Here is a 26223-nt window from a genome sequence, read left to right on the forward strand (position 1 = left end):
CATGCGCGGTGCGGTGTTCCCCTGGCGTGACGGCAACCGTTTCGAACTGTTGATCGACGGCCCGCAGTTCTTTCCGCGCATGCTCGAGCATATCGCTGGAGCTACAGAGCAGATCGAACTGGAGCTCTATCTGGTCGAGGCCGGCGCCTGCGCCGAAGCCATCGTCCAGGCGCTGGTCGCGGCGGCCGAGCGCGGCGTGCGCGTGCGTTGCCTGTTCGATGATTACGGCAGCCTCGCGTTCACGCTGCACCTGCGCCAGCGCCTGACTCAGGCCGGAGTCGAGCTGCGTTTCTACAATCGCCTGAGCTGGCGGCGCTGGGTCGGCAACTTCTATCGTGACCACCGCAAATTGCTACTGGTCGACCAATGCCTGGCAGTGGTCGGCGGCACCGGCGTGACCGATGAATTCTGGACGCCGGGCCATGATGTCAGCGAGTGGCACGAGGTGATGGTCGAGATCAGCGGCCCGTTGGTGATCGACTGGCAATTGCTGTTTGATCGCCAGTGGATCGCCAACCGTTACCGCCGCGCCTGGCGTCCGGCCGCGCATTTTGGTCTGCCACGTTTGCCGCGCGTGCCGGACAAGGGCGAGGGCATGGGCCGTGTGGCGTATGCCGACGCCCGCCAGCACCGCGACATTCTGCAATCGCTGTTTCGCGCGCTGAACAGCGGGCAAAAACGCATCTGGATGGCCACGCCGTACTTTCTGCCTACCTGGAAAATCCGTCGCTCGCTGCGCAAAGCCGCTGCACGCGGGGTCGATGTGCGGCTGTTGCTGACCGGGCCGCGCACCGATCACCCGTCAGTGCGCTACGCCGGGCATCGCTATTACCCGCGCCTGCTCAAGGCCGGGGTGCAGATCTTCGAGTACCAGCCGTGTTTCCTGCACCTGAAAATGGTTCTGGTCGACGAATGGGTAAGCATCGGTTCGTGCAACTTCGATCACTGGAATCTGCGTTTCAATCTGGAGGCAAATCTGGAAGCACTGGACCCGGCGTTGACGGCAGCGGTGGAGTCGAGCTTCGTGAAGGACTTCGGCTTGAGTCAGCTGGTGAGCCTGGAGGAATGGCAGCGCCGACCGTTGTGGCGGCGGGTCAAGCAGCGGGTGTGGGGCTGGGTGGATCGGTTGGTGGTGAATATTCTCGATAGACGCGGATAACCACGATTTTGAATACACCCTGAATCCAATGTGGGAGCGAGCCTGCTCGCGAAAGCGGTGTGTCATTCAGCAATTTTTTGTCTGAATGATCGCTTTCGCGAGCAGGCTCGCTCCCACAGTGTTTTGCAGTGTTGCTGCTGTTACAGCAGTTCAAAGCTCTGCTGCGTCACCGCCTGCGAATCCAGGCCGATCTGCACGTTGAACTTGCCGGGCTCGGCCGCGTATTTGAGCTGGGCGTTGTAGAACTTCAGGTCGTCCTCGGTGATGGTGAAGTGCACGACTTTCTGTTCGCCGGCCTTGAGCATGATCTTCTGGAAGTTCTTCAGTTCTTTCACCGGCCGGATCATCGAACCGGTGACGTCCTGGATGTACAACTGCACCACGGTTTCGCCGTCACGTTTGCCGGTGTTCTTGACCATGACGCTGGCGTCGAGCTTGCCGCTGGCGTTGAGGGTGGTCGATGACAGCGCCATATCGCTCAGGGCGAAGGTGGTGTAGCTCAGGCCATAACCGAACGGAAACAGCGGGCCGGTGGTGTCATCGAAATACTGCGAGGTGTAGTTGCCCGGTTTGCCCGGAGTGAACGGCCGGCCGATGCTCAGGTGGTTGTAGTAGGTCGGGATCTGGCCCACGGAACGCGGGAAAGTCACCGGCAGTTTGCCCGACGGGTTGTAGTCGCCGAACAGCACGTCGGCGATGGCGTTGCCGCCCTCGGTGCCGCTGAACCAGGTTTCCAGGATCGCATCGGCGGACTGGTTCTCTTCGAGAATCGTCAGCGGACGGCCGTTCATCAGCACCAGTACCAGCGGTTTGCCAGTGGCTTTCAGCGCACGGATCAATTCGCGCTGGGTTTGCGGGATGTTCAGGTCAGTGCGACTCGAGGATTCATGGGACATGCCACGGGACTCGCCGACTGCCGCGACGATTACGTCAGCATCCTTCGCTGCTTTCACCGCTTCGTCGATCAGCACGTTGGCCGGGCGCGGGTCATCGACCACTTCCGGGGCATCGAAGTTGAGGAAGTTCAGGTAGTCGAGGACCTTCTTGTCGCCCGTGATGTTGGCGCCACGGGCGTAGATCAGGTTGGCCTTGTCGCCGATCACCGAACTCATGCCGTCGAACAAAGTGACCGATTGTGCCGGGCGCCCGGCGGCGGCCCAGCTGCCCATCATGTCGATCGGCGCTTTCGCCAATGGACCGACCAGCGCGATTTTCGCGTCTTTCTTCAGCGGCAGGGTTTCGTTGTGGTTCTTCAGCAGCACCAGACTGCGACGTGCCACTTCGCGGGCCTCGGCGCGGTGCAGGCGGCTCTCGGCGTAGGTGTCGGCCGGATCATCCTCGGCCTTGCCGATGCGCAGGTACGGGTCCTTGAACAGGCCCATGTCGTACTTGGCAGCGAGCACTTCGCGCACGGCGTTATCGATGTCTTTCTGTTCGATCTCACCAGACTTGAGCAATCCCGGCAGTTCTTTACCGTAGAGGGTGTCGTTCATGCTCATGTCGATGCCGGCCTTGATCGCCAGCTTCGCCGCTTCGCGACCGTCGCGAGCGACACCGTGCTTGATCAGTTCGAAAATCGCGCCGTGATCGCTGACTGCCAGGCCTTTGAAGCCCCAGTCCTTGCGCAGCAGGTCGTTCATCAACCAGGTGTTGGCCGTGGCCGGGATGCCGTTGATCGAGTTCAACGCCACCATCACACCGCCAGCACCGGCATCGATCGCGGCGCGGTACGGTGGCAGGTAATCCTGGTACATCTTCACCGGGCTCATGTCGACGGTGTTGTAGTCGCGACCGCCCTCGACCGCGCCGTACAGGGCGAAGTGCTTGACGCTGGCCATGATGCTGTCGGCGGCGCTCGGGGTCTCGCCCTGATAGGCCTTGACCATGACTTTGGCGATGCGCGAGGTCAGGTAGGTGTCTTCGCCGAAACCTTCGGAACTGCGGCCCCAGCGCGGATCGCGGGAGATATCCACCATCGGCGCGAAGGTGATGTCGAGGCTGTCGGCAGCGGCTTCTTTAGCCGCAACGCGACCGGACTGGCCGATGGCGTCCATGTCCCAGCTCGATGCGAGGGCCAGCGGAATCGGGAAAATCGTACGGTGACCGTGGATCACGTCGTACGCGAAAAACATCGGAATCTTCAGGCGACTGCGCATGGCCGCGTCCTGCATCGGACGGTTTTCCGCGCGGGTGATCGAGTTGAACGTGCCGCCGATATTGCCGCCGGCGATTTCCTTGCGGATCAGCTCGCGGGGCATTTCCGGGCCGATGCTGATCAGGCGCAACTGGCCGATCTTCTCGTCGAGGGTCATTTGTTTCATCAGGTTGCTGATGAAAGCGTCCTTGTTCTCCAAAGGTACCGGGGTCGTGGCGGCCAGTACCTGATGACTGGCCAGGCTGACGAACAGACCCAGCAAACACAGCTTCTTCATGAATTTTTTCTCTAGAGCCCAAACGGTGATGCAACACCGGCCAGCCAAAATGTAGGGAGCGACTATTGTTGTTCGGATACCGGCGCAAAATCCTGAGCCGGAAAACCGCAGCCGACAGCGGCAACGTGAACGCGAAGGGCACTTTTTAGCCGATTAGCCCGTCGCATGCCAGTGGCGGCGCCGATTATGCCCCAACCGCTGGCCGGGAATGCCCAGCGTTCGGTTTTTAAATCAAATGTGTCATGGAGCATCACTGCAATGAATATCAGCTCAACCTCCCGTTCACGGCTACAGATCGCCACGTTGCTGGTGTTCGCCACGCTGTTGACCGCGTGCGGCATCAACAATATCCCGACGCTCGACGAACAGGCCAAAGCCGCCTGGGGCCAGGTGCAGAACCAGTACCAGCGCCGTGCCGACCTGATCCCCAATCTGGTGGAAACCGTGAAGGGCTACGCGGCCCACGAACAGGAAACCCTGACCGCAGTCATTGAAGCGCGAGCCAAGGCCACCTCGATTCAGGTCGATGCCAGCACCCTCGACAATCCCGAGAAGCTCAAGCAGTTCCAGCAGGCACAGGATCAACTGACCGGCGCGTTGAGCCGTTTGATGGTGGTCTCCGAGCGCTACCCGGATCTGAAGGCCAACCAGAACTTCCTCGCCCTGCAATCGCAACTCGAAGGTACGGAAAACCGCATTGCCGTGGCCCGTCGCGATTTCATTCTGGCGGTGCAGAAGTACAACACCGAGATCCGCACTTTCCCCGGTCGCCTGTGGCACAGCGTGATGTACAGCGATCTGCCGATGCGCGAAACCTTCGAAGCCACCACGCCCGGCGCGGAGAAGGCCCCGGAAGTGAAATTCTGACTCGAGGTTGCCCATGCGTTTGTTGAAACTGGGCCTGGTGCTGATGCTGTGGCTGTTCGCCGTCAGCGCCCGGGCCGAATTGACGTTTCCGCCGCTGAGCGGGCGCGTGGTCGATCAGGCGCAGATGCTCGAGCCATCGATTCGCGCGCAACTGAGCCAGCAATTGCAGGCGCACGAGCAGGCCACCGGCGAGCAATTGGTGGTGGTCACGCTGCCGGATCTGCAGGGCACCACCATCGAGGATTTCGGCGTTCAGCTCGGTCGGCACTGGGGCATCGGCCAGAAGGACAAGAACAACGGCGCCTTGCTGATCGTCGCCCGTGACGAGCGCAAACTGCGCATCGAAGTCGGTTATGGCCTGGAGGATCGCCTGACCGATGCGCAGTCGTCGGTGATCATTCATCAGGTCATCACGCCGGCGTTCAAGGCCGGCAATTTCAGCAAAGGCATCAGCGACGGCGTTGCGGCGATGCTGGTGGTGCTCGGTGGCAATCCGCTGGACGAACCGTCGACCGTATACGAATCCAGCGGCGACCCGGCGGATGATTTCATCTCGCGGCACCCGGCGCTGTTCATGTTTCTGGTGATGTTGTTCATCCTGACGGTGTTTGTCTGCCAGATGCTCGGTATCCTGCCTGCCGGCCGGGGCGGCTCCGGAGGAGGGGGCGGCTTTGGCGGAGGCGGCGGATTTGGCGGCGGTGGCGGTGGCGGTGGCGGCTTCAGCGGTTGCGGGGGCAGTTTCGGCGGCGGCGGTTCGTCCGGCGGCTGGTGAGATCAAAAGAATAATGAGCAGGCACTTTTCGACATGGCATTACTGACTGAACACGAACAACGCAAAGTCGCCGAGGCCATCGCCCGGGTCGAACGCGACACCGACGCCGAACTGGTCACGGTGCTCGCTGCCCGCGCCGACGATTACGCGTACATCCCGCTGCTCTGGGCCAGTCTGCTGGCGCTGGTGTTGCCGGGCATCGTCCACTACCTCACCGGCTGGCTGACCCTGCGCAGCCTGCTGCTGGTGCAATGGGGCATGTTCATTGTCCTCTGCCTGCTGTTTCGTCTGCCGAAAATCACCACCCATCTGGTGCCGCGCCGCGTGCGTCACTGGCGCGCCTCCAACCTGGCGCGGCGGCAGTTTCTCGAACAGAACCTGCACCACACCGTGGGCAGCACCGGCATGCTGATTTTTGTCTGCGAGGCTGAGCGCTATGTGGAGATTCTGGTGGACGAGGGGATTTCCAAACGGCTGGATAACAGCAACTGGGACGCGATTGTCGCGGCGTTTACCGAACAGGTCCGCGAAGGCCGCACGCTTGAAGGGTTTGTCACGTGCGTGGAGGCGTGTGGTGAGTTGTTGAAGGTGCATGTGCCGGTGACGCAGGTGAGGAACGAGTTGCCGAATCGGTTGGTGGTGTTGGGCTGATATGGCTTTTCACTTGAGCCCCAGACCCTCACCCCAGCCCTCTCCCGGAGGGAGAGGGAGCCGACCGAGGTGCCTTTTGCTCGAAACCGACCTGAACGTCCGAGTCGACTATGGATTGAGAACCTGAGTTCGGCTCGTTTTTTCAGGTCGGCGTAGTTCTGGAGAACAGCGCGATCGGCCCCCTCTCCCTCCGGGAGAGGGCTGGGGTGAGGGGCTTCTGAACCGTTGGGTAAATAAGAGGGTGTCCCCAACCCCCATCCCCCCTAAAATACCCGCCATTCCTGATTCCGCCCGTCCGAGGCCGCTTGTCCATGTCCGTTTCCGCTTCTTCCGCGCCGTCCGCCAAACCGGCCGCCGATCACCACGCCCAGTTCATCGAGCTGCTGCAAACCAGCCTCGACGACAGCGGTTTCATCAAACTGGTATTGGCCAAATACGTCGGTGAAGAGGCGGATCTGCAACGGGTCATCATCAAACCGGTGACGGTCAAGGCGCAGCCGTGCCTGTCATTCGTTTATCGCTACAAGACCCGCGACATCACCAAGAACCTGCCGCTGAGCGAAGGCGTGGCGCTGATTGCCGGTCTGCTGCCGACCTCGTTCAAAAATGCTCATTTACTGGCGTTGACCGACGAAGCGCAGCTGGAATACAGCAAAAAGGGCAAGAGTTCGCTGTTCAAGAGCAAGCCTCAGCAATTGCGTGAAGCGCCGTCCGCCGAGCACAACCGCGAGAAAAACCGCTTCCTCGAATTAAGTCGCCCGTTCCTCAAGGATCTGGGCGTGACCAATGCGCAGCACGAGCTGATCCCGGCGATGTCGCGCAAGTGGAAGCAGATCAACAAGTTCATCGAAGTGTTCAGCCATGCCCTGACCTCGTCGCCGCTGGCGCTGGACAAACCGGTGCGGGTCGCCGATTTCGGGTCGGGCAAAGGCTACCTGACGTTCGCCATTCACGACTACCTGCGCAATACGCTGAAGGCCGAGGGCGAAGTCACCGGCGTCGAGCTGCGCGAAGAAATGGTCAACCTGTGCAACGCCGCAGCGGCCAAGCTCGAGCATCCGGGGCTGGTATTCAAGTGCGGTGACGTGCGCACAGTGGCGCCAAGTGAGCTGGACGTGATGATCGCCCTGCATGCGTGCGACATCGCCACTGATTACGCGATTCACACCGGCATCCGCTCGGGCGCGTCGATCATCATGTGCTCGCCGTGCTGCCATAAACAGATCCGCCTGCAGATCCAGAGCCCGGCGCTGCTCAAACCGATGCTGCAATACGGCTTGCACCTCGGCCAACAAGCGGAAATGGTCACCGACAGCTTGCGCGCGTTGTTCCTCGAAGCCTGTGGTTACGAGACCAAGGTGTTCGAGTTCATCTCGCTGGAACACACCAACAAGAACAAGATGATTCTCGCGGTGAAACGCGCCGAACCGGTCGATCCGACGCAGTTGTTGGCGAAGATCGCAGAGCTCAAGGCGTTCTACCACATCAGCGAACACTGCCTGGAAACACTGCTGCGCGCTGACGGCTATATGCCTTAACAGGCAGCTGCAAGCTTCAAGCGGCAAGCTGCAAGCTGCAAGTTGCAGCATGACGCTGGTGTGCCTGATATGGGTGATCCTGTTTTTTCTTGAAGCTTGAAGCTTGAAGCTTGCAGCTCAATTTGGGTCTACCTTGAATACTCCCCAGACCTTTCCCCGAGGAGTTTTCCCATGGCCGCGAAAAAGATCCTGATGCTGGTCGGCGATTACGTCGAAGACTACGAAGTGATGGTGCCGTTCCAGGCCCTGCAGATGCTCGGCCACACGGTCCACGCCGTGTGCCCGGACAAGCCCGCCGGCAGCACCGTGCGCACGGCGATTCATGATTTTGAAGGTGATCAGACTTACAGCGAAAAACCCGGTCACTTGTTCGCGCTCAATTTCGATTTCGCCAAGGCCAGCGAAGCCGATTACGACGCGCTGCTGATTCCCGGCGGTCGTGCGCCGGAATACCTGCGGCTGAACGACAAAGTCCTCGAACTGGTGCGCGCGTTCGACAACGCCGGCAAGCCCATCGCAGCGGTGTGCCATGGCGCGCAATTGCTCGCTGCGGCAGGTGTGCTCGAGGGGCGTGAGTGCAGCGCGTATCCGGCCTGCGCCCCGGAAGTACGTCTGGCGGGCGGCACCTACATCGACATTGCGGTGACCGACGGCCATGTTCAGGGAAATTTCGCCACCGCTCCGGCGTGGCCGGCGCATCCTAAATGGCTGGCCGGTTTCCTCGGTCTGCTCGGTACGAAAATCAGCTTGTAGTCGGGGCAGGCGACAGATCGCAGACGCTGGTCTTTACTCTGAAGCGCGAAATCTCTCAACCGCCCCCAGGAGAAACAGACATGTCCGGATGGTACGAAGTGAGCAAAAGCAGCAACGGCCAATTCAGGTTCGTGTTGAAAGCAGCGAACGCCGAAACGATTCTGACCAGCGAGCTCTACAGCACCCGCGCCGGCGCCGACGGCGGCATCGCCTCGGTGCAGGCCAACAGCCCGCATGACGAGCGCTACGAGAAAAAATCGACCAAGGACGGCCACCCGTACTTCAACCTCAAGGCGGCCAATCACCAGATCATCGGCAGCAGCGAGTCGTATTCATCGGATGGCGCGTGCGACAAGGGCATTGCCAGCGTGAAGGCCAACGGGTCGACGAAAACCATCAAGGACAAGACCCTGCCTGTCCTCTGAAATCCGACATCAACCTGTGGGAGCGAGCCTGCTCGCGAAAGCGGTGTTCCAGTCACCTTTTGGATTGGCTGCCAGGCCGTCTTCGCGAGCAGGCTCGCTCCCACAGGTGACCGCATTCCATTGTGGGAGCGAGCCTGCTCGCGAAGGCGTCAGCCCGGCCAATATCAAACCTCAACCGGTACCGCCAATTTCGGACTGCCCAGCGCATGACTCTTGGCATCAAAGAACCGCAACTCAACTCCGGTACCTTCAAACACCTTGGCGTAGTGACGCTTCTGATGCTGAATGAACGCGGCACTGCGCGGGTAAATCGAGATCGCCACGGTCGCGGGTCTGGCCAGGCGCAATGCCCGCACCAAGTGTGCATCCTGCTCGCCCAGCGCGTGGCCAAAGATGCACAGGCTGTCGCCATGGGCCAGTAACTGCTCGTAGCAGAACGACAGATAATCCGAGCTGCGGATGGTCTTTAGCTTATCGGCGCTCGGCCCTTCGGTGACGAACAGGGGCACGTCGTCCAGGGTTTTGATCGTGTTGTTGATGGCGAAACTGCCGAGCAGGGTGCCCTCGGTCGAGGTCAGTTTGCGTGCGGTGCCGTCCTGATTGCGCACCAGATGCAGCCCGCCGTGCAGGTACAGCAGGCGCGGTTTTTCGGTGGCGCTCTGGCTCAGATCGAAACTCGCGTCAGCGCCGTTGAACAGGTCGTCAATGGCCTCGCCCGGGTGTTGCAGCGCCCAGTAATTGAGCAGGTCGTAGTTGGTGGTGAACACCGTGCGATAGCGCGCCAGTTCTGCATTGAGCACCGTCAGTGTCGAAGGCTGCACCAGCCGCCACGGGATGTGCACTGCGTGTACGGTGTTGATCAGCGCTTCCTTGATCGCGTAATAGCGATTGCGCGGCGCCGCTGAACTGACCGCCAGCGCCTTGTTGACCCGGCTGGTGGTTTTCAGGGCGCCCAGCACTTGCTCGAAGCTGCGGGTTTGCAGCGCGTCGAATACCGCCAGTTCCGATGGGCTCAGCGGTTTCTCTTCGACCGTACGGGCGTTTTCGAACAGCGAGTCGTAGCCGAAGTCATCCCACACCGCGCGGCTGGCGCCATTGCCCACCAGCAAACCCTGGAAATCGTTCGCGGCGCGCAGGGCGTTCCAGTCTTCGAGGGTGGCGTCGACATCGAGAAAATCGGTCATTGCGTGGGCGGTCTCAAAACAAAGGGCAGATGGACGGCGACTTTATCACGAGCGGACATTGAGCCAGATCAACATTGCTCGTGACCGATCGGTCGATCCTGTGTGCACCCGCCGAATCGAGGCAGTCGATCCGGCTCCAGTCAGGAGACACACGATGAGCAGCACCTTCTTCATTCCGGCGGTCAACATCATGGGCAGCGGCTGCCTCGACGAAGCCATGGTCGCGATTCGCAATTATGGCTTTCGCAAGGCGCTGATTGTCACCGACAGCGGGCTGGCCAAGGCCGGCGTGGCGGCGATGATCGCCGAGAAACTGGCGATGCAGGACATCGATTCGGTGATCTTCGATGGCGCCAGACCGAACCCGACCACGGCCAATGTCGAATCGGGGCTGGGGCTGTTGAAGGAAAGCCGTTGCGATTTTGTCGTGTCGCTGGGTGGCGGCTCGCCACACGATTGCGCCAAGGGCATCGCCCTCTGCGCAACCAATGGCGGGCAGATCGGCGATTACGAAGGCGTCGATCGCTCGAGCAAGCCGCAATTGCCGCTGATCGCCATCAACACCACCGCCGGTACTGCCAGCGAAATGACCCGCTTCTGCATCATCACCGACGAATCGCGCCACGTGAAAATGGCCATCGTCGACCGCAACGTCACGCCACTGCTGTCAGTCAACGATCCGGAACTGATGGTCGCGATGCCCAAAGGCCTGACCGCCGCCACTGGCATGGATGCACTGACCCACGCTGTCGAAGCCTACGTCTCGACCGCCGCCAACCCCATCACCGATGCTTGCGCGTTGAAAGCGATGAGCCTGATCAGCGGCAACCTGCGCCTGGCTGTGCGCGACGGCAGCGACCTGGCGGCGCGGGAGAACATGGCTTACGCGCAGTTCCTCGCCGGCATGGCGTTCAACAACGCCTCGCTCGGATTTGTCCACGCCATGGCGCATCAGCTCGGCGGCTACTACGACTTGCCCCACGGCGTCTGCAATGCCGTGCTGTTGCCGCATGTGCAGAGCTTCAATGCGCTGGTCTGCGCTGACCGACTCAGGGATGTCGCCCACGCCATGGGCGCGGATATTCGCGGTTTCAGCGCAGAAGAGGGCGCGCAGGCGGCCATCAATACCATTCGCAACCTTGCCAAAGACGTCGAGATTCCCGGCGGACTGCGTGAGCTGGGCGCGAAACTCAGCGACATCCCGGTGCTCGCCGCCAACGCCTTGAAGGACGCCTGCGGACTGACCAATCCCCGGTCAGCGGATCAGCGCCAGATTGAGGAGATTTTCCGTAACGCGTTTTGAATGAAGGCGCGCAGGCGAGCGAAGTCGAACAGTCCTTCGCTCGCTTCTGCGACCACCGTAAAGGTGCGTACGCCCGCCCAGTTCGACGCGACGCCGCCCAATCGATGATTGACGGAAACTCTGTGTACTCGCGCACCGAGACCGGTCAGCTGTGTGAACCAGGTCATGTCAGGCTCAACCCTTACCTGAGCGAGGTGGTGACCGTCGTTCAGATCGACAATGTCGACGTAACCGCCTGCGCGAGGCACTGTTCCCTGGAATGTCACGACATCGCTGACCTGCTCGCTTTCCCCAGGCAAATTGATGACAGGGGCATCATCTGTTGCGTTGGCTCTGAATGAGCGAGGGGCGGACCACTCCGAGGCGGCGCCCGCTATCACGCGAGCACGGATCTGATGAAGTCCCGGAGCGATTTCTTCGAAAACATCAACTGTCCAGCGTTCGTCGCTTCCGATGGGGCCTGAAGCGTAATGGAAGTTTTCCCCGGCATCCCATATCTCGATCAAACCACCCGCCGGCCCCGTTCCGAACAGTACGGGACGGCGTGCGGTTTTACCGCCCTCAAAAGGAAATACGATCGTCGGAAGCCCCGGCTGGGCGTCCGTTGGATGTCCGCTACTCATGACCGGTTTGCTCATTCAGAAATGATGAATGAACAGGTTTACAGATTTGAACCGGTTTTGGACCTGTAAGAACTACCAGTTTTTTAGACTTGGTTGGTTGGACGTCAATAGCCTTAAGTTCTAAAAAACTGTCATTTATGTCAGTTGTTCAACATGGCTTCTTCGGGTCGAATGCTCTGAACAAGGGGGTCGACGTCGATCTCTTGAAGAGAATACGAACATGTCGAAATCCCCCGCGCCAAAGGCACCCAAAGCACAGTCAGCCGGAGAGCTGGATGAGCTTTTTGGTTTGCGAACCCTGAAATTTCCCGGGGCGAGCAAAACCATCAGCAAAGGCGTGGCGATCACTCCTTCAGGGAAGATCATGGTCAGCGCAACCGTTGAGCGATCAGGTCATTCGTACTACGGCCTTGCTCGTCTGGATGCCAACGGGAGTCCGGACTCGAGCTTCGGTGACGCCGGCTATCTGTCTGGCCACTTTGGTACACCTCTGCTCTCGCAAGGCGGACACTTGCTAGTGGATGCGGACGATGGGCTGATCTGGATGTGTGGGGTGATTGGCATCATCGAGGACGAGGTCATTAAACTCCACCAGGTCATCGCCCGGTTCTTGCCCGACGGCTCGCCGGACATCGCGTTCGGCGACGACAGGAGCGGCTACCAGATTGTGCCTACGCGTATCCCTTTGTTGTCCGGTGCCACGCATGGGCGATTTATTCTGACGAAATCTACCCCGCAGGTTGAAGGGGCGGACGGGCTGCTTTTCGTGACGTCTCAAAACGGTAGTGGTTTGTTGACGCGGTTGCTTCGCGGTGGCGCGAATGATCCATCGTTCGCTGACAAAGGCTGGCTGGTCCTGACGCTGCCTAAGGTAGCCATTTCATTGTCGGGGATCATTCAGCTCGCCAACGGGCTGATTCTGGTGCATGGCAAAATCGAAGTTACCAATCAGGGATTGGTCATGGCATTCGACAGCAGCGGAAACGTCGCAGAACAGTTTGGCGACAAGGGAGTATTGGTGCTGAACATCCAAAGGGATGGCAAACCGCTCGAAAGCCACGTGGAGAACATCGTTGCGCAAACGGCAGAGCGCCTGCTGCTGCTCGGTTCGGCGGTCGAATCAACGCAAGGTATGAAGCTCCAGCATGGTGTGATCAGCGGTATCACCGACGCCGGTCAGATGGATACAGCGTTCGAGAATCCTGTGATCACCCCCGCAATACAGACACTCGATCTCAGGAGTTGGAAGGCAGGCTTTGCGCTGAATGATATCGACGACGGACGGGTCGTCGCGGTCGGGCAAACCTCGGGCAATTCACGAGGCTTGCTGACGGGAGGTTTTGAGGTCGACGGCGCGGTGGATGATTCTTTTGATATCGAAGGCGCGAAGGACATTTCGTGGCCTGCCATCGATGCCTGCTTGCAAGGCTCATCCATCCTGGTTTTGGGCCGCAAAGACGACAGCGCGCAGTTGGTTCGCTTGCTGACCGCGGCCATCACAAAACCCGCACAACGCCGTCGCCGATAATCGATTCAAGGTAAAGCTCGCAACGCGTTCTAACGGATGTCTCCCCTCGGCGTGAACCGCACGCACAGCATCGCGCCCACTGCCAGTAACACGCACAGCAGCGACAACGGCCAGGCTTGGGGGCTGGCGATCAGGCTGGCCATCGCGCCAATGATCGCCGCCATCAACTGATGGATAAAGCCGCTCAACGCCATCGCATAAGCCCCGGCGATCGGTGCGCCATCGTTGGCGCGAGACAGGCTGATCGGGTAGTTCAAGGATTGGCCAAACACTGCCACGCAATAGGGCAGCCAAAACAGAATGGCGATGGAGCTGGCCGTCAAGCTTCCCAGCAACATCACGCCACTGCCCGCCAAGACCAAACCCACGCCAATGGTCATCAACCGCGCCTGACCGGTACGCACGACGAAGCGGTTGACAGCCAGTGCGCCGAGAAAATACGCCGCGCTGATCGGCCAGCCGAGCAGTCCGTAATCCACCGTCGACCACGCGAACGGCCCCTGCAGAATCAGCGGTGCGGCAGTGTTGAAAGCGATGATCACGCCGTAGCCCAAACCACCCGCGAGAGCCGGAAGAAGAAACGTCCGGTGCAACGCAATCCGTCGATAAGCGGACCAGGATGAGGTGCTGACGGGTTCGTCAGTCATCGAAGGGAAAGTCACTCGCGAGACAATCACCGCCATCAACAGGCACGTCACACCGAGCAAGTAGAAGATCGCCTGCCAGCCCAGCGTCACCTCGATGAGCGAGCCCAGATATTGGCCGATACCCAGCGCCACCACGAACGATATCGAAATCCACGACAGCGCCTTGGCGAGGAGATCGCCGCGAAAACTGTCGCGGATCAGCACCCGCGCCATCACCGAAATACCGCTGGCACCCACGCCTTGCAACAATCGCAGCAGCAAAAACGATTCAAGCGTCGAACCCGTCGGTAACGCCAGATTGCTCAACCCATAAATAACCAGCGCTGCCAGCAACACCGGTTTGCGTCCGATGCGCTGCGCCAGACTGCCCCAGAACAACATCGGCAGCGCCATACCGGTAAGGTACAGCGACAACCCCCACGCCACCTGCGCAGGTTCGGCGCGCAGATAACGGGCAATCTCCGGCAGCGCCGGCAGATAAATACTCATGCCCAGTTGGGCGAGGAAAACCGTGCTGCAGGTGATCAGAAGGGTGACGCGGGCGTTCATGGCTCATCCCTGTTTCAGTCGCTTGTTGCCCTGCATTACGGATCCACCGCTGGTGCAAAGACTTTACAAAGCAAAAAGTCCGGAATAAATCGGCGGTTTCCGTCATTCCTGAGAGGCGGCGCAGTTTAGTTTGTAGGGCGAAACCATGAAAGTCTGCGGACTGTTCACATGTCTGACTAAAACGAAAACCGGGCTATCCTGCCGATTCAAATCACTCAGTACTCGAGCTTCCCATGCTGCAAAAAAGCCTGATCCGCCGTCTCGACCTGATCACTCTGCAACTGTTCGTCGCCGTCCACGAGGAAGGCACGTTGACCCGTGCGGCTGCGCGCGAAGCCATCGCGGTGTCGGCGGCGAGCAAGCGTCTGATGGAGTTGGAGGAGGCGCTGGGCATCGCTTTGTTCGTGCGCCAGGCCAAAGGCATGATCCTCACGCCGGCCGGTGAAACCCTGCTGCACCATGCGCGGCAGATGCTCTTCAACGTGGAAAAAATGGGCCTGGAGCTGGGTGAGCACAGCCACGGTGTGCGCGGTTACGTGCGCATGCTGGCCAATCTGTCGGCGATCATTCAGTTCCTGCCTGAAGACTTGCGTGACTTCTCGGCGCAGCATCCGCAGGTCAAGACCGACCTTGAAGAACGCCCCAGCGCCGGGGTGATTCAGGGTGTGCTCGATGGCGTCGCCGACCTCGGCATTTGCTCTGAGGACAGCGACACCAAAGGCCTGCACAGCGTGTTGTACCGTCAGGACAAACTGGTGGTGGTGATGCTGCCGGAGCATCCGTTGGCTACCCGCGAATCGGTGACTTTCAGTGAAACCCTCGACAGCGACTACGTCGGCTTGCACGCAGCCAGTTCGATCAACATGCGTACCCATGCGGCGGCGCGGCAGGCCGGCAAAGTCCTGCGCATCCGCATTCATGTGCCGGGATTCGATGCGGTATGCCGGATGGTCCAGGCGAACATGGGCATCGGCATTCTGCCGCAGCGAGCCTATGAGTTGTTTGGTCAGGCACTGGGCTTGCGCGCGGTGCCGCTGACCGATGCCTGGGCTGATCGCGCGCTGATTGTGGTGGTGCGCGATGAGGCGGGGTTGTCGCCGGTGAGCCGGATGTTGTTTGAGCATTTGCGCGGGCGGTAGATCTTCATTGCGGCTGATGGCCCCTTCGCGAGCAGGCTCGCTCCCACATTGAACTTGTGTGAACACAGAATCTGAAACCACTACAGATCCTTGTGGGAGCGAGCCTGCTCGCGAAGGCGGCCCTGAATTCACCACGCAATCACTGCGGAGCATTCGCATTTCGCGAACGCTCATTGCCGAGAGACGGCTGGATTCGTCAATCATCGTTCCTCTAGCCTTGGCGACATATTCCAAGAACAAGAGGTACCCGCGATGAATGCCCCTTTGAGTGCAATCAAAGTGATCGAGATCGGCACCCTGATCGCCGCGCCGTTTGCCGCGCGCATGCTTGCCGAGTTCGGCGCCGAGGTGATCAAGATCGAAGCCATGGGTCAGGGCGACCCGCTGCGCAAATGGCGCAAGCTGCACGAAGGCACATCGCTGTGGTGGTACCTGCAATCGCGCAACAAGAAATCCCTGGCGCTCAATCTGAAATCCGCTGAAGGCATCGAACTGGTCAAGCAACTGGCCGGCGACGCCGACGTGATCATTGAAAACCTGCGCCCCGGTGCGCTGGAAAAACTCGGTCTGGGTTGGGACGTGCTACATGCGCTGAATCCGAACCTGACCCTGGTGCGTATCTCCGGCTACGGCCAGACCGGCCCTTACCGTGACCGGCCCGGTTTCGGTGCGATTGGCGAGGCCATGGGCGGCATCCGCTACACCACCGGCAATCCCGATTCGCCACCGGCGCGAGTCGGCGTCAGCCTCGGCGATTCGCTGGCCTCGCTGCACGCGGTGATCGGCGCGCTGATGTCGCTGTTGCGGGTCAAGACCGGGCAGGGCGGTGGGCAGGTCGTCGATGTGTCGCTGGCCGAAAGCGTGTTCAACGTCATGGAAAGTCTGGTGCCGGAATACGACATGCTTGGCCATGTCCGCGAACGCAGCGGCGGCGCCTTGCCGGGCATCGCGCCCTCCAATACCTACCTCACGGCCGACGGCGCCTACGTGGTGATTGCCGGCAACAGCGACCCGATCTACAAGCGCCTGATGCACACCATCGGCCGCGCCGACCTGGCCGAGGCAGAAGAATTTGCCCACAACGACGGTCGTGCGGCGCAGAGCGGTTTGCTCGATGCGGCCATCACGCACTGGACCAGCAGCCTGCCGATTGACGAGGTACTGGCCGCCCTCGAAGCCGCTGAAGTGCCGGCCGGGCGCATCTACTCGGTGGCTGACATCGTCGCCGATCCGCACTATCAGGCGCGGGACATGTTGCTCGATGCCGACTTGCCCGGCGGCGCAACGGTGAAAATGCCCGGCATCGTCCCCAAACTCTCGGAGACCCCCGGCGGTGTAAACTGGTCCGGGCCGAAATTGGGCCAGCACACCGACGATATTCTCGCCAATCTTGGCCTGACTGAACTCGATATCGAACGTCTGAAAGGCCAGGGGGTGGTGCAATGATCACTGACTATTCGCAAATCCTGATCGTCCAGGAAGTCTCGCCCCGCGATGGCTTGCAGATCGAGCCGACCTGGGTGGAAACCGCTGACAAGATCACCCTGATCAATCAACTCTCGCAGGCCGGGTTCAGCCGCATCGAGGCCGGCTCTTTCGTCTCGCCCAAAGCCATTCCGGCCCTGCGTGACGGCGAGCAGGTATTCAACGGCATCCAGCGTCAGCCAGGGGTGATTTACGTGGCGTTGATCCCCAATCTCAAAGGCGCACAACGCGCACTGGCGGCCAATGCCGATGAGTTGAATCTGGTGATGTCCGCCAGCCAGACCCACAACCTCGCCAATATGCGCATGCGTTGCGAGGAGTCGCTGGCCGCGTTCGCTGACATTGTTGCGTTTGTCAGCGGCTCAGGTGTGCGCCTCAACGGCAGCATCGCCACCACGTTCGGTTGTCCGTTCGAAGGCCGGATCGATGAGGATCGCGTGCTGCAAATTGTCGACGCTTATCAAGAGCTCGGCATTCAGGGCATCAGCCTCGCCGACACCACCGGCATGGCCAATCCACGTCAGGTCGATCGCCTGGTGCGGCGCGTTTTGCAGCGGGTTTCGCCGGCCGACCTGACCCTGCATTTCCACAACACTCGCGGCCTTGGTTTGTGCAATGTGCTGGCCGCTTACGAGGCCGGCGCGCGGCGTTTCGATGCGGCGCTCGGTGGCCTCGGTGGCTGCCCGTTTGCCCCGGGGGCGTCGGGCAACATCTGCACCGAAGACCTGGTGAACCTGTGCGCTGAAGTCGGCATTCCCACGGGGATCGATTTGCCGCTGCTGCTGAAGCTTTCGCGCGGCTTGCCCGATCTGTTGGGCCACGAAGTTCCCGGTCAACTGGCCAAGGCCGGGCGCAACTGCGATCTGCATCCGATGCCGACCTGAAGATACAAAACCCTTGTGGGAGCGAGCCTGCTCGCGAACGCGGTGTGTCATTCAACATCGGTATCGACTGATCTGGCGCATTCGCGAGCAGGCTCGCTCCCACAGTTCAAAAGCATTCAGCAGTACCACCAGACAACAAAAACAATCGGACGCCCATCGGCAGTCCGTCTGGAGAAAAATCCATGAGCCTCAATGTAATGGAGGCGGGCGTGAATCCGTCCGTCGATCACGATGCCGAAAAAGCCCTGGTCAGCAAAGTCGCCTGGCGCCTGATGCCGCTGATCATGGTCTGCTACCTGTTTGCCTTTTTCGATCGCATCAACATCAGCTTCGCCAAATTCCAGCTGCAGACCGACCTGAGCCTGAGCGACACCGCGTACGGCCTCGGCGCCGGGCTGTTCGTGGTCGGTTACGTGCTGTTCGAAGTGCCGAGCAACATGATGCTGTACAAGGTCGGCGCACGGCGCTGGATTGCGCGGATCATGATGTCCTGGGGCGTGGCGACGGCGGCGATGGTCTTCGTCAACAGCGAATGGCAGTTCTATGCGCTGCGCTTCGTCATCGGCGCGATGGAAGCCGGGTTTGCTCCGGGCGTGCTGTATTACCTGACCCTGTGGTTTCCGCAGCACTTCCGTGGCCGCATCACCTCGATGCTGTTCCTTGCCTCGGCGTTTGCCGGGCTGGTCGGCGCGCCATTCTCGGGGCTGGTGTTGCAACACCTCGATGGCGTGTTGCAGATGCGCGGCTGGCACTGGTTGTTCCTGCTCGGAGGCGTGCCGTGTATCGCGCTCGGTTTCCTGGTGCTGACCCAGCTCAAGGACCGCATCGAGGATGCGCACTGGCTGACCGCTGACGAGAAGAAGTTGCTCGCCAGCCGCATCGCCCATCACGAGCCACACAAAAGCGGCGGCTCATTGCTCGCGGCGCTGAAAATCCCCGGGTTCCTGACGTTGGGTTTGATCTACTTCCTGATTCAGGTCGCGTCCTACGGGTTGAATTTCTGGGCACCGCAATTGATCCGCAGTGCCGGCACCGAAAGCCCGGTGATGATCGGCCTGCTGACCGCCATTCCGTACATCTGCGGGGCGATCAGCATGGTGGTGATCGGACGCTTGTCCGACGCCACCGGAGAACGGCGCAAGTTTGTCGCCGGGCTGGTGATCGTCGGCGCGATCGGCTTTTTCAGCGCGGGAATCTTCGCCAGCCACACGACCTTCCTGATCGTCGCTCTCGGCCTGCTCGGCGCCGGTATCATCGCTTCGATTCCGAGCTTTTGGACACTGCCACCGAAGCTGCTGGCGGGCGCCGGTGCCGGCGCGGCAGGCGGGATCGCAGTGATCAATACCCTGGGGCAGTTCGGCGGGATCGTCAGCCCGGTCATGGTCGGGCGCATCAAGGACCTCACCGGCAGCACCACCCCGGCGCTGTACGTCATCGGCGTCGCCGCGCTGATCGCCGCAGCGTTGCTGCTGTGGGGCTTGCCGCAGAAATTGCGTACGCTGGACAAGTATTGAGATTTGCGGCGTCTGTGATGACGCCTTCGCGAGCAGGCTCGCTCCCACATTTGCAATGCGGCTTTCCTGTGGGAGCGAGCCAGCTCGCGAAGGCCGGTTCATAAGCACTGATGAACCTTCAGAATCACCCGGCAGCTACAACGTTCCTTCCCACTTTTGCGCAATAGTCCTGACGTCGTCTGCAGAAGCAAAATCACCGTCGTCGGCTTCCTGCGCTGCTCGCTGGACTTCCCGGATTTGCCATTGTTCTGCTGGGTAGTCGCGGGAAGTATCTGATGCCAATTCAGCCTCGTTCCGGCCCGTCGATATATCGACCCTTGTGAGCGTTTCGTTGCCTACGTCGGGGAAAAGCGGAGAGGAGGGAGACATCTGTAATCTCGGTGCAAGTGGATTCAAGAAAATCACCTTACAGCACCAAATGACATGGGGCTATGTACGCTTGCCTGCCTCTGTACTGGCAATCTGGCCTGGTGCGGTTGAATCGTCCGATTCAGAAGGGGATAGTGCGCGGCTGCAATGTCATCAAGGAGAGGGAATTGACAATGAAGTCCATATGGATCAGCGCTGCCGCGCTCTGCGGATGGTTGATGGCTGGGCAGGCGTGGGCCGATTGCACGCCGCCTGCGGTCAGTGGCGAAGCGGACTTTTCTTTGTGCAAGGAATGGCCGGCTTATCCGTCGCTGACGATTATCGCGCTATCGACGTTCGTGCCCGATCCCGTCTATGGCCAGGAGGGCAGGGTGGGTTCATACGATCTGGATCTGGCCGTCATCGCGGCCGGCAGCTCCAACCCGCTGGCGACCTATCATCAGCCGTCGACGTTTCTCTCCGATGCGATCGCGCTGGAGAGTCTGGAACTCGACACGGCGCGTTATAAACTCACGCCCGACCTTCGCGCATTCGGCGTACGCGCCCATTTCAAAGGCTCGTCGCGCGTCAATCCGCTGGATGAGACCCTGCTGTCGCTTTACGTGAAAGAAGGCGACAAACTGCGCCCGGTGCTGGATCGCTTGGTCGTCTACAGCTTCAGTGGCGAATGGGACGGCAATTGCGCCGGGGAGCGATCGGAGACGGTGCGCACGCTTGAGATGGGTAAAACCAGTTCCCATGGTTACGCCGATATCATTGTCCGCTCGGTCACCATGGGCCTGGTCGGTGAGGGACCGGCTGACACCTGCGAATCGAAAACTACCCACGAAAAGCCGGTGCTGACCACGTTGCGCTATGACGGCAAAACCTACGTTTTGCCGCAAGGTTTCAAGGGCATGTGACTAATGTCACTGATACGAATACTTCAGGGAAGAATCATGAATCTTCATCTCCGAATCTATATCGCACTCGGCTTGTTCGCGCTTACGGCTCAGGTCCATGCGGCTTGCGAAGTAAAAAAATTCGACGGCCATACTCTCTCGCGCTGCAAAGTCTGGCCTGCGTTCAACACTCAATCAATTGCAGTGAAGGCCACCTTCGTTCCCGATTCTGCGGGTGCTCAGGACGGCGTGTTCGATCTGGCCCTGTCAGTAATCAACGCCACGACGGGCAGCACATTCGCCAGTTATGCCAAACCCGGCGCTTACGACTCCGATGCGATCAGCTTCGATGATCTGATCATCGATACGGCGCGTTACCGTTTGGCGGCGGATGTCCGTGCGTTCGGGCTGCGATCGACGTTCATGAGCCACGGTTCCAGAGCGAATCCGTACTCCAAAACCGACCTGGCTTTGTATGTTCGTGAAGGCAATCGCTTACGCCCAGTGCTGGAAGGCCTGGTGGTGCGCAAGGATTTCGGTGAGGGTACCGGGGAGTGCGATACGCGAGACACACGCATTCGCAGGACTGTCGAAATTGGCTCATCCAGCCACAACGGGTTTGCGGATCTGATCGTCAGTTCCAGCGGTTCGTTGATGGAGTCTTTCACTTCAGGCAAACAATGCGCTTCGAAAACCACCAACCTGAAGAACACCCAGGTCACCCTGATCTACGACGGCCAGCAATATGTCCTTCCCGAAGACTTCAGAGGTTACTGATTCGATGCTTACTGGTCTTAACCACCTGACCCTGGCCGTCCGCGATCTGCAGCGCAGTCTGGCGTTTTATCGCGATGTGCTGCAATTGAACGTCGAAGCGACGTGGGATAACGGCGCCTATTTGTCACTGCCCGGACTGTGGTTGTGCTTGTCAGAAGATCCTCAGCGCAGTGGGGAGCCGGGCGCGGACTATACCCATTACGCTTTGAGCGTGAGCGCGGCAGACTTCACTTCACTGGTTGAGACGTTGAAATCGGCTCAGGTGCCGCAGTGGCGAGACAACCGTAGCGAGGGCGCGTCGTTCTACTTTCTCGACCCCGACGGGCACAAGCTGGAAGCCCATGTCGGCGATTTGCAATCGCGGCTGGCTGCGTGTCGGCAGAAACCGTACCCCGGCATGCGTTTTAACGACGCGCAGTGATCGGGCGCAGTCGGCTGATATAGACTGGCCGCCACGTGTTCTGGCGCTCGCAGGTTTTCCATGACTCCATCATTGCTGTTGGCCGTTCTGGCTTCGGGTTTCATCTACGGGATCACCCCCGGGCCGGGCGTGCTGGCGGTGTTCGGCATTGGCGCGGCCCATGGGCGGCGGGCCGGGGCGGGGTTTCTGTGTGGGCATCTGCTCGGCGACGTGATCTGGTGCAGTACCGCGCTGGTGGCAATCGTCGGCGCCCGTGAGATCGGTAGCACCGCGTTCGATGTACTCGGCGTGCTCAGCGCGGTGTACCTGTTCTGGCTCGGCTGGCGTGCGGTGCGTGCCCAACGCCGCAGCGGCGACGAGGCGCAAGGGGCGGCGCGACAGCCGTTCTGGCACGGCATCGTCTTCGGCCTGACCAATCCCAAGGCCTACCCGGTGGCGGTGGCGACCTTCACGGCGCTGCTGTCGAGCCGCGCCGAACTGCTCAATTGGTCGATGCTGCCGGCGCTGATCGCCCTGAGCTTTATCGGCGGTGCGCTGGCTTACGCTATCCTCATCGGCGTGGTCGGCGCGCAGCGGGTGCGCACGGTGTATCAGCGTCATGAACTGCTCATCACCCGTTTATGCGGCGTGATGTTTATTGGCTTCGCCATCAATGCGTTGATGCACGCGCTGCCGGGGCTGCTGCCGAACAAGACTTGATGAAATGGCAGGGACGCGCAACCACGATCACGGACGATTGAAATCGCTGCACTGTGCGGACATCCCGTAGAACCATGGAAAGCCCTAACCCTGCGCCGCTGGCGAGCTACATGGACCTGTTGCTGGACGCCGTTTGCGCGGTCGACAAACAGGGCCGTTTCGTTTTTGTCAGCGCTGCCTGCGAGCGGATTTTCGGCTACACGCCTGACGAGCTGATCGGCCGCTCGATGATCGAGCTGGTGCACCCGGCCGATCGCCAGCGCACCCTCGCGGCCGCAGGCGAAATCATGGGCGGCGACCCGAAGCACAATTTCGAGAACCGCTACCTGCGCAAGGACGGCAGCGTCGCGCATATTTCCTGGTCGGCGCGCTGGTCGGAGGTCGACCAACTGCGCATCGCCGTCGCCCGCGATATCACCGAGCGCAAGCAGGCCGAGTCGCGGCAAGCGGCGTTGTACGCAATTTCCGAGGCGGCGCATGCGGCGGAAGATTTGCTGGCGCTGTTCAAAAGGGTCCATTTGCTCATTGGCGAATGGCTGCCGGCGCTGAATTTTTCCGTGGCGCTGTATGACGAACACTGCGCGCAGCTGAGTTTTCCCTATCACGTCGACGATCACGAATTGCAGCCCGAGCAGCCCGGCACCGTCATCGGACGGCTTTGCGCGCAAGTGATCCGCAGCGGCCAGCCAATGTTGCTGACCCCGGACAGCGCCGATGCCACGCCCGACTTCGCTGCGCTGGTGGCGGAGCAGAACGCGCCTTGCTGGCTCGGCGTACCGCTGAGCTCAAAAAACGGCACCATCGGCGCCTTGATCGTCAAAAGCCTCGCTGGCGGCGAACGCTACACCGAGCAGGACAAGGAACTGCTGCAATACGTCTGCGCACAAGTCGCCACGGCCATCGAACGACAGCAACTGCATGCGCGGCTCAAGCGCATGGCGCAATACGATCAACTGACGCAACTGCCCAACCGCGAACTGCTGCGTGACCGGCTCAGGGCTGCGCTGGCCCATGCGCGAGCCGTGCACGGACACATGGCGCTGCTGTATGTCGATCTGGATCGCTTCAAACAGGTCAACGACACCCATGGCCATGCCGTCGGTGACATGCTCCTGCAAACCGTGGCCAATCGGCTGAAAGGCTGCGTGCGTGAAACCGACACCGTGGCGCGTATCGGTGGCGATGAATTTGTCGTGCTGTTGCATAGCGTGCATGCCGCCGAAGATGCCGACAGCGTCGCCGGAAAAATCCGTCAGGTGCTGGCGCAGCCCATGCGCCTCGACGGGCATGACTTGCGGATCGAATCGAGCATCGGCGTGGCGCGCTTTCCTGAACACGGTGAAGAAGAACAGCAACTGTTCCGGCATGCCGATCAAGCGATGTATGCGGCCAAACGCCTGAATCATCGGGCGCTGGGCATCTGAAGCGGGAGCGCCGTTCGTCGCGGCCTCGGCAGATTTTCTAAACCTTTGAACGCCAAAGCCTTCTTAACTGAGGCGGACAATTGTCCGCCGCGACTATTTGAGCAGCGGGCGAATCACGGCCCGCTTGAATTTTCAACGAAGGAGGGCGCGACCATGAGCCGGATGGCCACCCGTTTACGTAATGCCAGTTTTGCGACTCTGCTGGGCCTGTGCGCCAGCACTGCGTTCGCCCAGTCGCCTGCCGAATTCATCAACGATGCCTCCGCCAAAGGCATGGCCGACATCGAAGCCAGCCGTCTGGCCCACGGCAAGACCGAATCCAAAGAGGTCAAGGATTACACCATTGTCGTCATCAACGACCGCACCACGGCCAACCAGCATTTGGCGAAAATCGCCAAGAAGCTCGACCTGCCGGTCGCACCTCGCGAAGAACTCGCCGACAAGGCCAAAGAGTTGATGCCAGAAGTAAAGGATGGCGCGACCTTCGATCAGGCTTACGCTGCCAGTCAGGTCAAGGCGACCGAAGAGGCCATCACCCAGATCGAGCAACAGGCACAGACTACCGACGTGCCGGAAATCAAAGCGTTTGCCGATGAGACCTTGCCGAAGCTGCAAAGCCATCTGGAGAAGGCCCGCGCGTTGCAGGCCAGTCGCTAACTTCGCCGTATTGTTCAGCGCGAACGAAATCTTGAGTTGAAAAGCGATGCTTCCCCTGTGGGAGCGAGCCTGCTCGCGAAAGCGGTCTGTCAGTCAATGATGTTTTGACTGACCCTCCGTCTTCGAGAGCAGGCTCGCTCCCACAGGGTGTGTTTACTTGCTCAGCACTCGTTCAAATCCTGCTTTGGCTTGCTCTTTTCGCCAAGCCCCTCAAGATCAAACACTTGGTTCTCACCCAGCGCGCGGTAATGCCGGCGCAGTGCCTCTAGCTGCTTCAGATCCAGCGCCTCCAGCCCGAGCATCGCGTTCTGCGCTTCCTTGTTCACCCGCAGCAGCTCATCGAGTTTCAAGTGCAGAATGTCGGTATCGCGGTTCTGCGTGTTCTGAATCAGGAACACCATCAGGAACGTGATGATCGTCGTCGAAGTATTGATGATCAGTTGCCAAGTGTCGTTGTAACCAAAAATCGGCCCGCTCAAACCCCACAACCCGATCAGAATCAACGCCCCCATGAACGTCTTCGGGCTACCGGCCCACAGGGCGAGTTTTTGGGCAATCTTTGCGAATTTCATGATGCAGGTCCTTGTTTTGGGAACTTGAAATTCAGACATCGGCGTTGCGCTGAAAATTCTGTTTACAAGTTTCGGTGCAGGACTTTGGTAGGGAAGGCGTACCGCGCAGATCGCGGTATCGTGTCGGCAGTCGACAGAAAACCTCAACAGGAGAACGCAATGAGTTGGTCTGCCCAGCAATACGTCGCTTTCGAAGATGAACGCACCCGTCCGGCCCGTGATCTGTTGGCGGCGATACCCACGGCGCACGCCCGGGCGGTGGTGGATATCGGTTGCGGGCCGGGCAATTCCACCGAGTTGCTGGTGCAGCGTTTTCCCGAGGCCAGGGTCAGTGGCCTGGACAGTTCGGCGGACATGATCGCCGCCGCGCGCAAGCGCTTGCCCAATGTGCAGTTCGAGGTGGCCGAGATCGACAAGTGGGCCGATGAAGGCCCGTTCGATATGATCTTCGCCAATGCGGTGTTGCAATGGGTGCCGGATCACGCCTCGCTGCTGCCAGCCCTGGCGAGCAAGCTTTCAGACGGTGGCAGCCTGGCGATCCAGATGCCGGACAACCTCAACGAACCGTCCCACCGCTTGATGCGTGAGGTCGCCGCCAATGGGCCGTGGGCGAGCAAGCTCGCAGACGCTGCCGGGCAGCGTACCGACATGGCCAGTGCCAGTGAGTATTTTTCAATGCTGCGCCCGCACTGCGCGCGGGTCGATGTGTGGCGCACCACCTATCATCACCAACTTCGCGATGGTGCGGCGGGGGTGGTGGAGTGGTTCAAGGGTAGCGGGTTGATTCCATTCCTGAGCCCATTGACCGAGGAGGAGCGGGCGCAGTATCTGCAACGGTATCTGGCGGAGGTTGCCAAAGCTTATCCGGCCTTGGCTGACGGCTCGGTGCTGTTGCCGTTTCCACGTTTGTTTATTGTTGCGACCCGTTGAAAATATTCATTCGTCTAGCTCGTTTTTTATCGTGAGTTCG

At 60.2% G+C, this 26223-nt stretch carries 25 protein-coding genes; 20 read left to right on the plus strand and 5 right to left on the minus strand.

What is annotated here, in order from left to right; genetic code table 11:
- Position 1 precedes the first annotated feature (1 nt).
- The gene (locus tag PspCFBP13508_RS18880; protein ID WP_137215383.1) at positions 2–1159 is read left to right on the plus strand and encodes a phosphatidylserine/phosphatidylglycerophosphate/cardiolipin synthase family protein; all 1158 of its coding nucleotides are present in this window, start codon (positions 2–4) and stop codon (positions 1157–1159) included.
- A 140-nt stretch (positions 1160–1299) separates the two neighbouring features.
- Here PspCFBP13508_RS18880 and bglX read toward each other — a convergent pair whose 3' ends face one another.
- Positions 1300–3591, minus strand: a complete 2292-nt coding sequence (gene bglX, locus PspCFBP13508_RS18885) for a beta-glucosidase BglX (protein WP_130912668.1) — start codon at positions 3589–3591, stop codon at positions 1300–1302.
- 258 nt (positions 3592–3849) lie between these two features.
- On the opposite strand from bglX, the gene PspCFBP13508_RS18890 reads away from it, so the two are divergent.
- From PspCFBP13508_RS18890 to PspCFBP13508_RS18915, 6 genes are all read left to right on the plus strand, one after another.
- Positions 3850–4458 (plus strand): LemA family protein, encoded by a 609-nt coding sequence (locus PspCFBP13508_RS18890; RefSeq protein ID WP_024011957.1) that lies wholly within the window; start codon positions 3850–3852, stop codon positions 4456–4458.
- 13 nt (positions 4459–4471) lie between these two features.
- The gene (locus PspCFBP13508_RS18895; protein WP_137215384.1) at positions 4472–5230 is read left to right on the plus strand and encodes a TPM domain-containing protein; all 759 of its coding nucleotides are present in this window, start codon (positions 4472–4474) and stop codon (positions 5228–5230) included.
- A 33-nt stretch (positions 5231–5263) separates the two neighbouring features.
- Complete coding sequence (locus PspCFBP13508_RS18900) at positions 5264–5881, plus strand: TPM domain-containing protein (RefSeq protein ID WP_056783438.1); 618 nt, start codon at positions 5264–5266, stop codon at positions 5879–5881.
- A 311-nt stretch (positions 5882–6192) separates the two neighbouring features.
- On the plus strand, positions 6193–7419 hold the full coding sequence (locus PspCFBP13508_RS18905; RefSeq protein WP_137215385.1) for an SAM-dependent methyltransferase: 1227 nt from the start codon (positions 6193–6195) through the stop codon (positions 7417–7419).
- 171 nt (positions 7420–7590) lie between these two features.
- The gene (locus PspCFBP13508_RS18910; protein ID WP_137215386.1) at positions 7591–8172 is read left to right on the plus strand and encodes a DJ-1/PfpI family protein; all 582 of its coding nucleotides are present in this window, start codon (positions 7591–7593) and stop codon (positions 8170–8172) included.
- An 80-nt stretch (positions 8173–8252) separates the two neighbouring features.
- A complete protein-coding gene (locus PspCFBP13508_RS18915) occupies positions 8253–8597 on the plus strand; it encodes a YegP family protein (protein ID WP_137215387.1) in 345 nt (114 codons plus the stop codon).
- A gap of 164 nt (positions 8598–8761) precedes the next feature.
- Here the strand turns inward: PspCFBP13508_RS18915 and PspCFBP13508_RS18925 are convergent, their stop codons facing one another.
- Positions 8762–9781, minus strand: a complete 1020-nt coding sequence (locus PspCFBP13508_RS18925; RefSeq protein ID WP_137215388.1) for a DUF4917 family protein — start codon at positions 9779–9781, stop codon at positions 8762–8764.
- Between the two features lie 154 nt (positions 9782–9935).
- Between PspCFBP13508_RS18925 and yiaY the strand changes: the two genes are divergently transcribed.
- Positions 9936–11084, plus strand: coding sequence for an L-threonine dehydrogenase (yiaY, locus tag PspCFBP13508_RS18930; RefSeq protein WP_137215389.1), 1149 nt, complete (start codon positions 9936–9938; stop codon positions 11082–11084).
- On the opposite strand, the gene PspCFBP13508_RS18935 is transcribed toward yiaY, so the two are convergent.
- Positions 11045–11722, minus strand: a complete 678-nt coding sequence (locus tag PspCFBP13508_RS18935) for a hypothetical protein (RefSeq protein WP_137215390.1) — start codon at positions 11720–11722, stop codon at positions 11045–11047. The two genes, yiaY and PspCFBP13508_RS18935, sit on opposite strands and share 40 nt — an antisense overlap.
- 205 nt (positions 11723–11927) lie before the next feature.
- Between PspCFBP13508_RS18935 and PspCFBP13508_RS18940 the strand changes: the two genes are divergently transcribed.
- The gene (locus PspCFBP13508_RS18940) at positions 11928–13235 is read left to right on the plus strand and encodes a delta-60 repeat domain-containing protein (protein ID WP_137215391.1); all 1308 of its coding nucleotides are present in this window, start codon (positions 11928–11930) and stop codon (positions 13233–13235) included.
- A gap of 29 nt (positions 13236–13264) precedes the next feature.
- On the opposite strand, the gene PspCFBP13508_RS18945 is transcribed toward PspCFBP13508_RS18940, so the two are convergent.
- A complete protein-coding gene (locus PspCFBP13508_RS18945; protein ID WP_130909879.1) occupies positions 13265–14431 on the minus strand; it encodes an MFS transporter in 1167 nt (388 codons plus the stop codon).
- Between the two features lie 233 nt (positions 14432–14664).
- Here PspCFBP13508_RS18945 and PspCFBP13508_RS18950 point away from each other — a divergent pair, with 233 nt between their 5' ends.
- From PspCFBP13508_RS18950 to PspCFBP13508_RS19005, 10 genes are all read left to right on the plus strand, one after another.
- Positions 14665–15570 (plus strand): LysR family transcriptional regulator, encoded by a 906-nt coding sequence (locus PspCFBP13508_RS18950; RefSeq protein ID WP_130910864.1) that lies wholly within the window; start codon positions 14665–14667, stop codon positions 15568–15570.
- A 252-nt stretch (positions 15571–15822) separates the two neighbouring features.
- Positions 15823–17016, plus strand: coding sequence for a CaiB/BaiF CoA-transferase family protein (locus PspCFBP13508_RS18955; RefSeq protein ID WP_137215392.1), 1194 nt, complete (start codon positions 15823–15825; stop codon positions 17014–17016).
- A complete protein-coding gene (locus PspCFBP13508_RS18960) occupies positions 17013–17939 on the plus strand; it encodes a hydroxymethylglutaryl-CoA lyase (protein ID WP_137215393.1) in 927 nt (308 codons plus the stop codon). Before PspCFBP13508_RS18955 ends, PspCFBP13508_RS18960 begins: the two co-directional genes overlap by 4 nt.
- 182 nt (positions 17940–18121) lie before the next feature.
- Complete coding sequence (locus PspCFBP13508_RS18970; protein ID WP_137215394.1) at positions 18122–19453, plus strand: MFS transporter; 1332 nt, start codon at positions 18122–18124, stop codon at positions 19451–19453.
- Between the two features lie 536 nt (positions 19454–19989).
- Positions 19990–20724 (plus strand): hypothetical protein, encoded by a 735-nt coding sequence (locus tag PspCFBP13508_RS18980; protein WP_137215428.1) that lies wholly within the window; start codon positions 19990–19992, stop codon positions 20722–20724.
- A 36-nt stretch (positions 20725–20760) separates the two neighbouring features.
- Positions 20761–21480: a hypothetical protein gene (locus PspCFBP13508_RS18985; RefSeq protein ID WP_137215395.1), complete on the plus strand. Its 720-nt coding sequence runs from the start codon at positions 20761–20763 to the stop codon at positions 21478–21480.
- A 4-nt stretch (positions 21481–21484) separates the two neighbouring features.
- Positions 21485–21901 (plus strand): fosfomycin resistance glutathione transferase, encoded by a 417-nt coding sequence (gene fos, locus PspCFBP13508_RS18990; RefSeq protein WP_137215396.1) that lies wholly within the window; start codon positions 21485–21487, stop codon positions 21899–21901.
- 60 nt (positions 21902–21961) lie between these two features.
- Positions 21962–22600, plus strand: coding sequence for a LysE family translocator (locus PspCFBP13508_RS18995; protein ID WP_016771303.1), 639 nt, complete (start codon positions 21962–21964; stop codon positions 22598–22600).
- Between the two features lie 74 nt (positions 22601–22674).
- On the plus strand, positions 22675–24024 hold the full coding sequence (locus PspCFBP13508_RS19000; RefSeq protein ID WP_130910868.1) for a diguanylate cyclase: 1350 nt from the start codon (positions 22675–22677) through the stop codon (positions 24022–24024).
- Between the two features lie 153 nt (positions 24025–24177).
- Positions 24178–24681: a DUF4142 domain-containing protein gene (locus tag PspCFBP13508_RS19005; protein ID WP_122691681.1), complete on the plus strand. Its 504-nt coding sequence runs from the start codon at positions 24178–24180 to the stop codon at positions 24679–24681.
- A gap of 161 nt (positions 24682–24842) precedes the next feature.
- On the opposite strand, the gene PspCFBP13508_RS19010 is transcribed toward PspCFBP13508_RS19005, so the two are convergent.
- Entirely contained in the window at positions 24843–25253 is a 411-nt protein-coding gene (locus tag PspCFBP13508_RS19010) for a low affinity iron permease family protein (RefSeq protein WP_130910869.1), read from the minus strand.
- Between the two features lie 159 nt (positions 25254–25412).
- Here PspCFBP13508_RS19010 and tam point away from each other — a divergent pair, with 159 nt between their 5' ends.
- On the plus strand, positions 25413–26183 hold the full coding sequence (gene tam / locus PspCFBP13508_RS19015) for a trans-aconitate 2-methyltransferase (RefSeq protein ID WP_130910870.1): 771 nt from the start codon (positions 25413–25415) through the stop codon (positions 26181–26183).
- Positions 26184–26223 lie beyond the last annotated feature (40 nt).

This window comes from Pseudomonas sp. CFBP13508 (assembly GCF_005233515.1).
GTDB classification, from domain to species: Bacteria; Pseudomonadota; Gammaproteobacteria; order Pseudomonadales; family Pseudomonadaceae; genus Aquipseudomonas; species Aquipseudomonas mercuritolerans.

Coding starts and splice junctions, on each gene's coding strand:
- PspCFBP13508_RS18880 (WP_137215383.1), top strand. CDS start 2: ATGCGCGGTGCGGTGTTCCCCTGGCGTGACGGCAACCGTTTCGAACTG.
- bglX (WP_130912668.1), bottom strand. CDS start 3,591: ATGAAGAAGCTGTGTTTGCTGGGTCTGTTCGTCAGCCTGGCCAGTCAT.
- PspCFBP13508_RS18890 (WP_024011957.1), top strand. CDS start 3,850: ATGAATATCAGCTCAACCTCCCGTTCACGGCTACAGATCGCCACGTTG.
- PspCFBP13508_RS18895 (WP_137215384.1), top strand. CDS start 4,472: ATGCGTTTGTTGAAACTGGGCCTGGTGCTGATGCTGTGGCTGTTCGCC.
- PspCFBP13508_RS18900 (WP_056783438.1), top strand. CDS start 5,264: ATGGCATTACTGACTGAACACGAACAACGCAAAGTCGCCGAGGCCATC.
- PspCFBP13508_RS18905 (WP_137215385.1), top strand. CDS start 6,193: ATGTCCGTTTCCGCTTCTTCCGCGCCGTCCGCCAAACCGGCCGCCGAT.
- PspCFBP13508_RS18910 (WP_137215386.1), top strand. CDS start 7,591: ATGGCCGCGAAAAAGATCCTGATGCTGGTCGGCGATTACGTCGAAGAC.
- PspCFBP13508_RS18915 (WP_137215387.1), top strand. CDS start 8,253: ATGTCCGGATGGTACGAAGTGAGCAAAAGCAGCAACGGCCAATTCAGG.
- PspCFBP13508_RS18925 (WP_137215388.1), bottom strand. CDS start 9,781: ATGACCGATTTTCTCGATGTCGACGCCACCCTCGAAGACTGGAACGCC.
- yiaY (WP_137215389.1), top strand. CDS start 9,936: ATGAGCAGCACCTTCTTCATTCCGGCGGTCAACATCATGGGCAGCGGC.
- PspCFBP13508_RS18935 (WP_137215390.1), bottom strand. CDS start 11,722: ATGAGCAAACCGGTCATGAGTAGCGGACATCCAACGGACGCCCAGCCG.
- PspCFBP13508_RS18940 (WP_137215391.1), top strand. CDS start 11,928: ATGTCGAAATCCCCCGCGCCAAAGGCACCCAAAGCACAGTCAGCCGGA.
- PspCFBP13508_RS18945 (WP_130909879.1), bottom strand. CDS start 14,431: ATGAACGCCCGCGTCACCCTTCTGATCACCTGCAGCACGGTTTTCCTC.
- PspCFBP13508_RS18950 (WP_130910864.1), top strand. CDS start 14,665: ATGCTGCAAAAAAGCCTGATCCGCCGTCTCGACCTGATCACTCTGCAA.
- PspCFBP13508_RS18955 (WP_137215392.1), top strand. CDS start 15,823: ATGAATGCCCCTTTGAGTGCAATCAAAGTGATCGAGATCGGCACCCTG.
- PspCFBP13508_RS18960 (WP_137215393.1), top strand. CDS start 17,013: ATGATCACTGACTATTCGCAAATCCTGATCGTCCAGGAAGTCTCGCCC.
- PspCFBP13508_RS18970 (WP_137215394.1), top strand. CDS start 18,122: ATGAGCCTCAATGTAATGGAGGCGGGCGTGAATCCGTCCGTCGATCAC.
- PspCFBP13508_RS18985 (WP_137215395.1), top strand. CDS start 20,761: ATGAATCTTCATCTCCGAATCTATATCGCACTCGGCTTGTTCGCGCTT.
- fos (WP_137215396.1), top strand. CDS start 21,485: ATGCTTACTGGTCTTAACCACCTGACCCTGGCCGTCCGCGATCTGCAG.
- PspCFBP13508_RS18995 (WP_016771303.1), top strand. CDS start 21,962: ATGACTCCATCATTGCTGTTGGCCGTTCTGGCTTCGGGTTTCATCTAC.
- PspCFBP13508_RS19000 (WP_130910868.1), top strand. CDS start 22,675: ATGGAAAGCCCTAACCCTGCGCCGCTGGCGAGCTACATGGACCTGTTG.
- PspCFBP13508_RS19005 (WP_122691681.1), top strand. CDS start 24,178: ATGAGCCGGATGGCCACCCGTTTACGTAATGCCAGTTTTGCGACTCTG.
- PspCFBP13508_RS19010 (WP_130910869.1), bottom strand. CDS start 25,253: ATGAAATTCGCAAAGATTGCCCAAAAACTCGCCCTGTGGGCCGGTAGC.
- tam (WP_130910870.1), top strand. CDS start 25,413: ATGAGTTGGTCTGCCCAGCAATACGTCGCTTTCGAAGATGAACGCACC.